Raw genomic sequence first — 11,963 nt, forward strand, 5'->3', positions numbered from 1 at the left:
GCTTAAATCACCTGCTTGTAAAACTTAATCCGAAACTGTGTCCCCTTATCCTTGTCGCTCGCTACGTCAATCACGCCGTTCTGACTTGTAATCATGCTGTGAGCCATCGACAGACCAATGCCGATGCTGCCCTCGCTCGCATTTTTCCCTTTATAAAACCGTTTAAAAATATAGGGCAAATCTTCCTTCGGGATTCCTTTTCCATTATCCTCGATAATGAGTTCCGTAAATAACGCATTTTCCGAAAAAGAAATGGCGATCGCTCCGCCTTCCTCCGTATGCTCGACACAGTTTTTCAAAATATTGATGAGCGCTTCGGCCGTCCACGGGAGATCGCCAACAAATGCGACGGTATCTTCTCCCTGAACCGAAACCGATATATCTTTAATATCCATCGGAATGAGAACGGGCTCTAACGCCTTTTGCACAAGTATGTTCACCGGTACCCGATCCTTTTTAAAGGAAACCGTCTTTGCTTCAATTTTCGAGAGCTTGAGCAAGGAAGTGACCAGCCAATCGATTCGTTCCAGCTGAATCCGAATATTGCGCGTAAACTCCGTTCTTTTCGCTTGAGGCAGCTCGGGATCGCGCAACAAATCGGCCATGACCGTCATCGAAGTCAGCGGCGTTTTGAGCTGATGGGAGATATCAGAAATAGCATCGGTCAGTTGGATTTTATCTTGCTGTAAAAGAGAGCGGTGCTCGGACAACATAAGCGTCACTTTATAAATATCGTTCTTCAAAATGCTAAGCTCGCCTTCTTGATTATCGCGAACATCAAGCGAATTATTGCCGCTGCTAATTTGGCGCAAATAGGAAGACAGCTTTTCGATTTCGCGGTATCGCCACCGCGTGAATGCGAGGCTGCTCCCCATAAGCAAAGCGGTGGCAGCGAACACGAGCGCCGCAGCGACTGGCGATATCCAAGCGGCAGCAACGGTCGCCGTCAAGCTGATGAAGCCCATCGTTAGCAGCAAAATTTGAATCTCCCGGTTCCGCAGCATCTAATCACCAACCTTATAGCCCAGACCGCGGACGGTTTTGATCAGCGCCGGGCGCTGCGGTTGATCCTCCAGCTTTTCCCGCAGCCTTTTGATATACACTGTTAATGTATTGTCATTCACGAAGTCCCCTGCGACATCCCAGATCTGCTCCAGCAGCTGGTTTCTCGTAAGCACCTGCCCAATATGATTGGCGAAAATGAGCAGCAAGCGATACTCTAAAGCCGTCAGCGGAATTTCCGCGCCGTGTTTATACACTTTTCCCTCGAGCATATTAATGCGAACCTGATCTATCTCGATGATCGACCTGGTCTGAGACGGCTTATGATATCTCCGCAAGACGGATTTGATTCGCGACTGAAGCTCGCGAACGCGAAAAGGCTTCGTAATATAATCATCCGCCCCCATATCCAACCCCATGACAACATTGACCTCATCATCTATCACCGTTAAAAAGATGACCGGAATATCTCTCCGCTCTTTGACGAGCTTGCACAATTCATAGCCGCTGCCATCGGGTAGGGATAAATCAAACAGACATAATGCGAATTGAGCCAGATCTTCCGCAATCACCTGTGTGGCCGATGCAACATCATGGCAAAGCACAGTAGAAAAGTGATCCTGCTGCAGTGAATACTCAAGACCAGACGCGATCGTTTTATCATCTTCCACGAGCAAAATTTTCATCTTAAGATCATCCTAACTCTATTTTACTTTGAGAAAATTAATTATATATAGATTACAAAGTCGTTCTTCCATCTTAATAAACCCTTTTTTAAGGTCATCCCTAAATGTAACAGAAAATGAATTGAAAATCTTTTATCCTAAACGAATGTATTTGATAAACGTAACTTTCTAATTTCTCCCAGGAACTCAAGTTGGCTTTGCTTGATTCCGATTTTGTTGGTCACTATAGACATTTCTTCTTGCGTTAACTCAGATTTATGGCATTAGCGGCTGCACTGTCAAGCTCATTGCCCTGAGCGTCCGCGTGCTTTGCATTGTGTACGGATATTTTTTACGCCATTACACTACACAATGTAGTGTAATGGCGCGGTGGCACGCGCACGATGAGAGCGCCATGCACGCCGGAATATGCTCTGAACAAAATATGACATTAAAGGAGAATTCACATGAGACATTGGAGAAAAATTGCAGTGGCAACGATTGCCGCAATGAGCTTGTTAACGGCATTTTCAGGAGGACCAGCTTCCATAGCTAAAGCCGATTCCGATACTCCGATCAATCATGCTGTTTCTGTCAAGGACGAATCTGAAGCGCATATGGCCGTTACGGGGAAGACATTTCGCATCGTTTATGAATGTACAAAGAAGTTCCGAATTCGACTTTTGAAGTCAAGCGGGTGATGGCAGATGGCGACTACGTGACGCTGCACGTTCATTTTAAGTCAAGCCCGTCAGAAAAAGGAGAGGCAATCGTCGATATTTTCCGCTTGGAGAAAGGGAAAATCGTCGAGCACTGGGACGTTATTCAATCAATTCCCGAGCAATCGGCTAACACAAACTCGATGTTTTAAATAATCGCTTTGACTGCTGTTATCAGCTTGTGGATGTGATATACCTTATGTCAATGGTTTCTGCTGACCCATTGGGCGTCTTTGGCATTACTGGACAGCATCATTTCTCCATACAGGAGCGAAATCTGCTTCTTGCTGGGTGAGCAGTCCCGAAAAATACGCCGCATCTGCGGAAGGAAGCTAATTCAGCATATCTATGGCGTAGCGACGATCAAGCTCTAGCAAACAGCGCTTCTGCATCGCCAGAACCAGTTGGCTGAAAATTTCCACAAATTCTGCAGGCGATAAAAAAGGATAGATCCGCATGCATCTGCTGCCATCCAACTCGACAAAAATGGTTAATGTAATAATAAATTTCCGTCAAATAATGCTCTTCCGGCACGGATAACACCAAATCGATTAATTGCCGCGTTTTCAAGGTCTTTCAATTTAAAACGCCGGATTTTCAATTCGCCTTAGAGGATTGCTCCTGTTGATCTTTGCGCTGAATTCTCTTGATTAATTCGGTCATTCGATTATTAGACTCCACCACAATTTTCATCGCCACATCATTCCGGTTCAATTTTGCCGATCCCAGCGATTTAATAAGATTGGGAATGACATTAACAGCTGCGATGAGCAGGATGGCGCCGCACGCCGCTTAATATAACAATATTTTCCATATAGTATGTGCTTTTTTATTAGCCCAAGCGAAAGCGCGGGAGTTGTGCTATGCTTGGTTCGTTTATCACCCATTTCACATGATTGATAAATGTTAGTTGATTGACAAGTCGAATACATGGGCAGTATTATTACTATAAGCACATTGTGTAACCGGTTACACAATGTAGGGAATTACACCGCAATGAAGGACGTGGGGAACGACTCGATAGAGCGCAAGTCAGCCGTAATGACGTAATAGAAATACAACCATTGGGAAATAATATATGCCAACTGACACCCTTTCCATCGGCAAACGCATCATAATGCATGCTCCTCTTCATGTCCGTTCCAAGCGGAAACGGATTGCCGTGATCATCATTTATGGGGGTCACCTCTTGTTTCTGTGGAATGAAGAATTTCTTTTGATCGATGTGTAACCGGTTACACATATAAGAATGGCAAGTATCCGTTATTTCACAACGCGATTTAACCCTATCTTAGAAAAGGAGCGTGTTCCACGTGTTGGAGATTATCATTAGCTTAGTTCTCCTTGTTGCAACAGGTTTTTTAATCGCCAAAAACTATGATGCCAAATTCGTGCTGCTCACTGCCGGTATCGTGCTCATGATCGCTGCCGTGCTGCTTGGCCACCCTGTATTGAAGCCAGAGGACTCCACCGGTCTTGTCCTGTTAGATCCGTTCAAGCAAATCGGGCTGATCTTTGTCAAACAATTAGGCGGTGTCGGTTTAACAATCATGGTGCTGTTCGGTTTCTCCAGCTATATGACGCATATCGGTGCCAGTGATGTTGCCGTGCATCTGTTGACGAAGCCGCTTGGCCGCATCAAATCGCAGTACATTCTCGTGCCTATCGTCTTCCTGCTTGGCAACTTGCTTTCTCTCGTCGTGCCGAGCGCATCCAGCTTGGCGGTCCTGCTTATGGCGACGTTGTATCCGGTATTGAAAAATACGGGGATGTCCTCGCTGACGGCCGGCGCTATCATTGCAACGACGGCTACGATTATGCCGACGCCCCTTGGAGCGGACAGCGTCGTCGCAGCGGAGAATCTAGGCATAAACCTTGTTGAATATGTCTTCTCCTACCATGCCAAGATTTCGATTCCTGTGCTTCTTATCATGGCGGTCGTGCACTATTTCTGGCAGAAGTATATGGATAAGCGGCAGCAGGGCACGCTCCAGCAGGAGATCAACGACGAGAAGCTTGTCGTGAAGAACGATTTGCCGCCGGCCTACTACGGTTTGCTGCCGATTTTGCCGCTCATTCTCGTCTTGTTATTCGGTTTAATTATAACGAGTGTCAAGCTCGGGCTGGTGGAAATTACGTTCATTTGTATGGCCATCGCCCTTATAATCGAGATTATCCGGAAAGGTTCCTTCAAAGAAACCTCAAAGCAGCTCTCGATTTTCTTCACCGGCATGGGCACCGGATTGGCACAGGTTGTCTCGCTCCTCGTAGCAGCAGGCATGCTGGTCGAAGGCTTGAAGTCGATGGGCATCATTGATATGCTCATCGAATCGGTTAGACACATCGAAGGTGCAGGCGTTATCCTGATGCTCACGTTCGCGGGCGTTGAGGGCTTGATCACTTTCATCAGCGGAAGCGGCTTGGCCGTTTTCTACTCCGTGATCAACATCATTCCGGAAATTTCAGAGAAACTCGGCATAAACGGCGTTATGGTCGCGCTGCCGATGCAGTTGATTGCGAACTTGGTTCGTTCCATATCTCCGGTGGCGGCGGTCATCATCGTCGTTGCTTCGATTATTAAGGTCAACCCGATACAAATCGTCAAACGCACATCCGTGCCGATTCTGGTCGGGATCGTCTCTTGCTTTATCTTATCGTTCATCTTTTTCACATAAGGCATCAAAAGGCAGAGGCACTGCCATAAGGACGTGTCTTGGGTAGGCAGGAGAGATTTTATATGGACCATTTATGCATACTAGGGGGTTAAATAAAGAGGCGAGCAGCTGCTTGAGGTGCTGCGAGAAGAGAACGGCGATACCGCCCATATTTTAGTTGATCCAGACGCCCCAACCGGAGAAGCTGCTATTCTGATTCTAGAGGATAGGAAAAATGCCATCATCGTAACGGCAGGCCGCCAATATGAGCATTTGGGATGAACATATCGGGCAGGCGTGTACGGTGAGCGATCAAGCCGACATTGTCATCGCCCAGTTCGACGGCAGCAGGCGATTGTTCGTCGGGGCCTTGTCCAGCAGACTTGCTCCATCCCGTTGGCATGATATGCAGCATCTTGGGAGGTCCTGTCCTTCACCACTTCCTTCTGGGCGTTGATCATACAGTGGAAAGGAGCTATTGTCTCCTTTCGCTATCCACATGAGCTATGAGCTCGAGATAAATAACAGATGGCGCAGCCGAACAGCACGGTTGCTGAGGCTGCGCCTTCGTATTTATGCCATGTCATCCGTTGCACTCTCTTTAAAAAAACCTTTGTAAGAATAGTACACTCCGTTAAAAGAAAATAAAATCCTGAACTTTTCATTATCAAGACCTAAACATCAAAAAAATTCAATGATAAATCTAGTCTGGTCATCTATTATGACAATCCTTTATGGCCCTCTATGATCAGATTCCTTCATCCAAAATTCGTTTCAGGAACATGCCCGTGTAAGAAGCCGGTACTTCGGCTATCTGCTCCGGTGTACCTTCGGCTACAAGCTTGCCACCGGCTGCGCCTCCTTCCGGGCCGATATCGATCACCCAGTCGGATTCCCGGATTAGTTCCAGACAGTGCTCAACAACGATAACCGTATTTCCCGTATCAACGAGCTTATTCAGTAATATATAAAGCTGCTTTATGTCAGACGGATGGAGGCCGGTCGTCGGCTCATACAGCATCGCAATTATGCCTGCAATCTTGGCCTCCGACTTGAGGATCGGCAGGCTTTCCTGCACCGACATATTCAGCAGATCCGAGATGGAGAAGCCTTCATACTGAACCTGCTGGACCTCGTCAGTAAACCTTCTACCCTTGCAGTTGTGGCACTTCACCTCTAGATCGGGCAGGAAATTCATATCTACGGACAGTACACTCAGACCTTGGCATGTCTCGCAACGATCTCCTGGTGTATTAAATTAAAAATGCTTCGAAGTCAGCTTTCGTTCCTTAGCCTCTGGCAATCCAGCAAACAGCTGGCGCAGGTGTGCAAACACATCATATCCTTTTACAAGCAGGCTGTCGATAAGGGATGGATAGACATCCGCCACCCCCATTATCATGAACATGTCTACAGAGAAGAAGACAGTGAACAGATCGCGCGTATTCTTGCGGAATCACATTAAGAAAGCACCTTGCCCGCAAGCTTCTTCCGATTCATAATCCACATATATAATTCACCTGCCGCCACATTATGGGCGGCTTTTTCATTTTTCCCTTCCCCCCTGTTATAGAAAGGGGAATGTATATGTTTCCCTTCCAAAAGAATTTTTTAAAAAAAGGATATATTTCTTACGGCTCAATTGACTCTCAGAACCTTTATTACATCCAGAATGGCTATGTATTACGATCAAGCAATCCTTCATTATCTGGAGCAGTGCTTGGCTTACTTTATAAGGGTGATATGGTGAACACGGGTCATTCAGAAGCTATTTACGCAGACGGTTATGCCTGGAAAAGTGTGTACAGCTACAAGCATAACACTTGGGGCTGGGTCGTAGCCGATTATATGGCGGAAAGGTAATTCTAATTTCAATCGCAATGGAGTTTAACCATTGCGATTGAATTCTCTAAATAGGTGAGACTTGTTCAGATATCAAGCTTCACTAGAATAGTTTGAACTATGTTTCTTCGACCCCAGATAGTAGTACGGGACTCTGACTTGCTCTTGACATTCATGGTGAAGTCTTTATAATGATAAAGCTTAAACTATATGTGAAATATGTAACAAGGAGAGCGAATCATGTGGTTTTTATTTGCTTTATTAACAGCTTTATCTTGGGGAGGTGCTGATCTATTTTATAAAAAAGGCAGTGATAGTCATGATCGGTTCAGCCATATTAAAATCGTCATTATGGTGGGCTTGGTTATGGGGATTCACGCCACGGCTTATATGTTCATCCAGGGAATCAACTTTGATCCCTTAGACTTAATTCGCTATTTTCCCGTATCTGCACTTTACATCTTGTCGATGACGATCGGTTATATTGGTTTACGATATATGGAGCTTTCCATTGCATCTCCCGTACAGAATTCTTCAGGAGCCGTCACGGCCATACTGTTGTTCATTTTTTTCACCCACGACCTGAGCATCATTGAAATATTGGGTGTGACCATTATTACTTTGGGCGTTATTGGAATTGCTATTTTGGAAAAGAGAGCTGAACGCGAAGCTCTCCAGAACCGTGCAACACTAATTGATAAAAAATATCAAATCGGCTTTATGGCCATCACCTTCCCGATTCTATACTGCTTAATCGACGGGCTCGGAACCTTTGCCGATGCGATTTATTTGGATGAGCTGAGTCTGATCCGTGAAGACGCTGCCCTGCTCGCTTATGAGTTCACCTTTTTCATTTGCGCTGTGTTCGCATTTACATACCTCAAATTTATTAAAAAACAGCAGTTCAACATGTTCAAAGAACGTGTTAAAGGTTATGCTGCCATATTTGAAACAACGGGGCAATTCTTCTATGTGTTCGCCATGTCTAGCAACGCCATTATTGCAGCACCCCTTATTGCTTCCTACAGCATTTTTTCGGTCATCCTGTCCCGATTATTTCTTAAGGAACGGTTGAACAAGAAGCAATATGCGATTATTGTCGTTGTAATCATTGGCATCGCATTGTTAGGTATTGCTGATGAGCTGTAAACTCTTTGGTTTCACAGAACACAAAAAGCCGACCTTACGTGGTCGGCTTCATGATGGTGGAGGCGGCTTTCCGGGTTACAAGTTCAGTTCAGTTTCTGACCACAATTCGGGCAGAAGTTAGCCCCTTCGTTTTTCGCACCGCAGTGAGGGCAGAAGTTAGGCTTTTTATTGCCTTCAGAAGGAGTGGAAGCAGCAGGCGCTGTCTCAGCCGAAGGCTTTTGGTTTTGGTTTTGGTTCATATTTTTCATCATTTCATTGGCGATGTTCATCCCCATCATCATGCCCGCCATGTCCGAGGCAGCGCCGCCGCCTTGTACTTTGCCGGATGCAATACCGTCCGTCATGGTAACCTGTTGATACTTCTGCACATTGCCGATCATCTCATGGGAAGCCGTCTTCGTAATCATATCTTGGATTTCTTGAGGGTAATTGAAGCTCATGACTTGAAAGCCTGTAATCGTCATCCCGTTGTCCATCACTTGCATATCCAGATCTTCGCGAATGCCTGCGGCAATATCGGAAGCATTCGCCTGCAGGTTGAACATGTCCTTCCCTTCCCGGCTGATCCACTTCATTAACAACTGATCCAACACGGAAGTAATCCGGATTTTCACATCCTCGACCAGATAACTGTCTTTCATCCCGGCAATCTTATCGATCAGCGTCACGTAATCGTTCACTTTAAAATTGAACGTGCCGTTAGCGCGAATGGGCATGCCGCCCGGAAGCTGGGGAGACGGGATCAGAACCGGGTTCTGCGTCCCCCATCTAACGGTGAACTCCTTCGTGTTGACGAATAAGACTTCCACCCTCATCCCGCTGTTAAAACCAAATTTAAACCCTTTTAGCGTGGACAGGAACGGGATAATATCAGAATCAATGTTATACTCCCCTTCATCCTCAAAAATCCCTTCGATCTTGCCGTTATTTACAAAAATCGCATCTTGACCGGAGCGGATAATTAACTTGGATCCTTTTTTAATCTCCCGGTTGCTCCACTTCCAAAAAATCATATCGTCTCTAAATTCTTCCCATTCCACAACATTCGCAAATTGGTTTCTGAAGAACCCCATACTCATCTCGTCCCTTCACTAAAAGTGTATGTGAACTATCTCTAAAATGATCCTCTGCTGCCGCTATGCGAATGACCGCCTGAGGTGGTCCCTCCGCCTCCGCCTCCGCCGCTTGAGCCGCTGCTGCTGCTTCGTTCGATCTTCCGTTTCGTTGTGCTAGTATGAAGGTAAGTATCCTCATAATCCATAACTCCTGAAGTGCTTGCATCCTCGTAGGTCCGGGAATTTACCGTTATCCGGCCGCCGGAACGGCGAACCATCAAGGTAGCGATACCCCCTCCGAGTGCCAGCGCAATGCCCAATTGAACCCACGTATTGAAAAAGATATTGTCCGGGTTTACACCTGGGCGGAACCCCATATATTTATGTGCCGTTTGGATATACTTTTGAAAAGCCAGCTTATAATCGCCGCTCGTTAAATCCGGGGTGATCTTGTCACGTATCTTATCAAACCTCTCGTCATCCAGATACGTCTTCGCTTTATAGAATCCGGCCAAATACACATCCCGATGAGTCATGTCCAGCATCAAAATGACGGCATTGCCATGAGGCTTATCGTAACCGGGCGCATAGTCATCGTAGAAATCCTGCGTCATTTTCTTCACGTCGTAAGCTTCCGGGCTGTTGATCGTCACAATCATCATGTCCGTTTCTCGTTCGGCTCCGTATTGATTAGCCAATGCGTTCAGCTCATCATATTCCTGCTGATTGAGCAGTTCCGCTGTATCAAAAATCAATTGCTTCTCCTTCGTTGCGGCCGCTTCGCCCGCAATCATGTCCATAGGGACGGCAAGCATCATGACGAAGAAGAACAGGACGGCAAGGATCACTCTCTTCCTTCTCACCAAAATCCACCCCCTATTATCCAAGAGGACACTAGGTGCAGTGCAAGGAAAGAGATACCGGAAATACCTGCAAACCATCCGGCCACTTTCATCTTGCTAATCGGAGGCTTGCCCACCACCTTGCCCGTCTGGCCGTTCATGGCAAACGTATACTTCCTTTTATTGTAGTCATATTGTACCATCCATACCGGAAGCAGAACATAATCGGCACGTTCTAGCTCTGTATCGATGTCTACATCGGTATAGTTCACGGTAGCGTACCCTGACACCGTAGAATTAATATAGGAATAGATATATTTATCTATTTTATCTTTAACCCGAGGGTATAGCTCCTCGTCGTTATAGCTGTATTTTTCGGCAATGTAACCGGCAAGATACGGAGTTTTGAAGCTTTCCAGCTTATCATAAGGAAAAGGCTCCAATTTATCCATCAGTTCATCATTCATTTTCTCCGAAGCATCAATCGGCACCTTTACATAATCCAGACAGATCTCCCGATATAAGTCATAATAATCCGTTTTGGTATACTCGTAGTCGCCTGATCTATAAGTGCTCACTTTCGTGGCACGGGCATGAACCTCCACGTCATTATGCAAATCATAGAGCCAAAAAGGCACGTACAACCCGGTTATTCCCTTAATTCGATCCGCTGTCATAAACCCGCTTGGCGTTACAAGGCCTTTTCCGCACCATTTTCGGAATGCTTTCATCGCTTGTTCCTTACTAATGGAAAAAGGGATGATCTTCACCGGAGCCAACTCCCCGGTCAGCCGATCGCTGAGAACGACGGCTGAACCGCAAAAGCTGCAGCTCGTTGCACTCGTCTCCGCTTCGGTCATAATGACGGCTCCGCAGCTATTGCAATGATACTCCCTGGCTTCATCTTCGTCTGAAAAAACATGTTTCGTCAGAGGATCGGGAATTTGCTCGATATTGTCTTTTCTTCCGCAGCTATAGCAGGATAACATCCCTGTATCAGCGTCAAAAACCATCCCGCTGCCGCAGTTTGGACATTTGTACTCGATAATCGGCATCTGCTCACCCCTATCACAAAGAAACCGTTATTCCTTCTTGTTCATTTTTTCTTTGAGTGCAGCCAATTCATCTTCTGCAGTGATAGTCGTATTCGTATTCGTGCTCATATTCTTCTCCAATTGTGCGATCAGGTCATCCAGATCGTCTTCCTTCGCACCGCCTCTAAGCTCGGCCAAGGCCATCGCTTCATCCAAGGCGTGATTCGCCTTCTCTTCCAGGGCATCGAATGACGAATCCACGTCGTTGCCTGAATTCAATCTTTGCTGTGCTTTGGCCGCCGCCAGCTTCTCTTTCAGTTCGGTCCGCCGCGCTTCCAACCGGCCCATATCCCACACAAGCTTATCCTGCATTTGCTTCATCTTTACGGCATTGTCAGAAGCCAGGTCATAAGACGTTTGCAATCGGTTTTGTTTCTCTGCCAACGCTGCCTTTCGCTCCAGGAACTTGAGAGCGTCCTCTTCCTTACCGTCTTCCACTGATTTCTCGGCATAACGCTGCAGCTTTTTAATCTCGGCATTGCATTCATCCAATGCACTTTTGGCCCTTCTCTCATCCGCCAGCACCGAAGCCGTCTCCGCTTTAACCTTGCCTAGGTCGCTGTTCAAGCTCCGCATATAATCATCAATCGTCTTCTCCGGATCTTCCGCCTTATCCAATAAGGCGTTAACATTGCTTGCCATAATATCCCTGAATCTCGACAAGATTCCCATGCTGCGCTCCCCCTCGAAAAGATTACATCCTATCATATAATACATTACATTCACGAAGAAGGTTTCATCCCCCGAAATTCGACGTGTATCGAGTCTAATAGAATTCCTCTTATAAACTCAACATCCCGAACGAACACTATAACCGTTGCAATGTAACGTTCATTTCTATAACCTAGCTCTTCTTGGAGGGCAAATGAGTTACCTTGTGTACGTCTGGAAAGGTCAAAGGCGTAAATATGACGAAGGCTATGTGGTGCTTCCCCGAAATA

12 protein-coding genes and 2 pseudogenes are annotated in these 11,963 nt (G+C 46.2%); 6 read left to right on the top strand and 8 right to left on the bottom strand.

The window, feature by feature from the left end; genetic code table 11:
• Window positions 1-2 precede the first annotated feature (2 nt).
• Together M3650_RS26910 and M3650_RS26915 are read right to left on the bottom strand one after the other, a co-directional pair.
• Window positions 3-1,004 carry a sensor histidine kinase gene (locus M3650_RS26910; RefSeq protein WP_251579217.1) on the bottom strand — a complete coding sequence of 334 codons (1,002 nt, stop codon included), beginning with the start codon at window positions 1,002-1,004 and terminating at the stop codon, window positions 3-5.
• On the bottom strand, window positions 1,005-1,688 hold the full coding sequence (locus M3650_RS26915) for a response regulator transcription factor (RefSeq protein WP_251579219.1): 684 nt from the start codon (window positions 1,686-1,688) through the stop codon (window positions 1,005-1,007).
• A 649-nt stretch (window positions 1,689-2,337) separates the two neighbouring features.
• Here M3650_RS26915 and M3650_RS26920 point away from each other — a divergent pair.
• Window positions 2,338-2,538, top strand: a pseudogene (locus tag M3650_RS26920) (nuclear transport factor 2 family protein); the annotation flags it as partial.
• A 211-nt stretch (window positions 2,539-2,749) separates the two neighbouring features.
• On the opposite strand, the gene M3650_RS26925 reads toward M3650_RS26920, so the two are convergent.
• Window positions 2,750-2,956, bottom strand: coding sequence for a hypothetical protein (locus tag M3650_RS26925; protein WP_251579221.1), 207 nt, complete (start codon window positions 2,954-2,956; stop codon window positions 2,750-2,752).
• 743 nt (window positions 2,957-3,699) lie between these two features.
• Between M3650_RS26925 and dcuC the strand changes: the two genes are divergently transcribed.
• The 3 genes from dcuC (at window position 3,700) to M3650_RS26940 (ending at window position 5,497) form a co-directional block, all read left to right on the top strand.
• A complete protein-coding gene (gene dcuC / locus M3650_RS26930) occupies window positions 3,700-5,061 on the top strand; it encodes a C4-dicarboxylate transporter DcuC (RefSeq protein ID WP_251579223.1) in 1,362 nt (453 codons plus the stop codon).
• 117 nt (window positions 5,062-5,178) lie between these two features.
• A complete protein-coding gene (locus tag M3650_RS26935) occupies window positions 5,179-5,322 on the top strand; it encodes a hypothetical protein (protein ID WP_251579225.1) in 144 nt (47 codons plus the stop codon).
• Window positions 5,306-5,497: a hypothetical protein gene (locus M3650_RS26940; RefSeq protein WP_251579227.1), complete on the top strand. Its 192-nt coding sequence runs from the start codon at window positions 5,306-5,308 to the stop codon at window positions 5,495-5,497. Before M3650_RS26935 ends, M3650_RS26940 begins: the two co-directional genes overlap by 17 nt.
• Window positions 5,498-5,788: 291 nt before the next feature.
• Here M3650_RS26940 and uvrA read toward each other — a convergent pair.
• Window positions 5,789-6,379, bottom strand: a pseudogene (gene uvrA, locus M3650_RS26945) (ABC-ATPase UvrA); the annotation flags it as partial.
• Window positions 6,380-6,573: 194 nt separating this feature from the next.
• Between uvrA and M3650_RS26955 the strand changes: the two are divergent.
• Window positions 6,574-6,903 carry a hypothetical protein gene (locus tag M3650_RS26955; protein WP_251579233.1) on the top strand — a complete coding sequence of 110 codons (330 nt, stop codon included), beginning with the start codon at window positions 6,574-6,576 and terminating at the stop codon, window positions 6,901-6,903.
• Window positions 6,904-7,122: 219 nt separating this feature from the next.
• Window positions 7,123-8,031, top strand: coding sequence for an EamA family transporter (locus M3650_RS26960; protein ID WP_251579235.1), 909 nt, complete (start codon window positions 7,123-7,125; stop codon window positions 8,029-8,031).
• Window positions 8,032-8,114: 83 nt separating this feature from the next.
• Here the strand turns inward: M3650_RS26960 and M3650_RS26965 are convergent, their stop codons facing one another.
• From M3650_RS26965 to M3650_RS26980, 4 genes are read right to left on the bottom strand one after another with little or no spacing between them, the layout of a single operon-like run.
• On the bottom strand, window positions 8,115-9,104 hold the full coding sequence (locus M3650_RS26965) for an SPFH domain-containing protein (RefSeq protein ID WP_251579237.1): 990 nt from the start codon (window positions 9,102-9,104) through the stop codon (window positions 8,115-8,117).
• A gap of 41 nt (window positions 9,105-9,145) precedes the next feature.
• Complete coding sequence (locus M3650_RS26970) at window positions 9,146-9,949, bottom strand: TPM domain-containing protein (protein WP_251579239.1); 804 nt, start codon at window positions 9,947-9,949, stop codon at window positions 9,146-9,148.
• The gene (locus tag M3650_RS26975; RefSeq protein WP_251579240.1) at window positions 9,946-10,983 is read right to left on the bottom strand and encodes a TFIIB-type zinc ribbon-containing protein; all 1,038 of its coding nucleotides are present in this window, start codon (window positions 10,981-10,983) and stop codon (window positions 9,946-9,948) included. Before M3650_RS26975 ends, M3650_RS26970 begins: the two co-directional genes overlap by 4 nt.
• Window positions 10,984-11,010: 27 nt before the next feature.
• Window positions 11,011-11,694 carry a PspA/IM30 family protein gene (locus M3650_RS26980; protein WP_251579242.1) on the bottom strand — a complete coding sequence of 228 codons (684 nt, stop codon included), beginning with the start codon at window positions 11,692-11,694 and terminating at the stop codon, window positions 11,011-11,013.
• Window positions 11,695-11,963 lie beyond the last annotated feature (269 nt).

Source organism: Paenibacillus sp. MER TA 81-3, from assembly GCF_023713585.1.
GTDB lineage: Bacteria > Bacillota > Bacilli > Paenibacillales > Paenibacillaceae > Paenibacillus_B > Paenibacillus_B profundus.

Coding starts and splice junctions, on each gene's coding strand:
- M3650_RS26955 (WP_251579233.1), top strand. CDS start 6,574: ATGGGCGGCTTTTTCATTTTTCCCTTCCCCCCTGTTATAGAAAGGGGA.
- M3650_RS26980 (WP_251579242.1), bottom strand. CDS start 11,694: ATGGGAATCTTGTCGAGATTCAGGGATATTATGGCAAGCAATGTTAAC.
- M3650_RS26910 (WP_251579217.1), bottom strand. CDS start 1,004: ATGCTGCGGAACCGGGAGATTCAAATTTTGCTGCTAACGATGGGCTTC.
- M3650_RS26960 (WP_251579235.1), top strand. CDS start 7,123: ATGTGGTTTTTATTTGCTTTATTAACAGCTTTATCTTGGGGAGGTGCT.
- M3650_RS26940 (WP_251579227.1), top strand. CDS start 5,306: ATGAGCATTTGGGATGAACATATCGGGCAGGCGTGTACGGTGAGCGAT.
- M3650_RS26975 (WP_251579240.1), bottom strand. CDS start 10,983: ATGCCGATTATCGAGTACAAATGTCCAAACTGCGGCAGCGGGATGGTT.
- M3650_RS26965 (WP_251579237.1), bottom strand. CDS start 9,104: ATGGGGTTCTTCAGAAACCAATTTGCGAATGTTGTGGAATGGGAAGAA.
- M3650_RS26915 (WP_251579219.1), bottom strand. CDS start 1,688: ATGAAAATTTTGCTCGTGGAAGATGATAAAACGATCGCGTCTGGTCTT.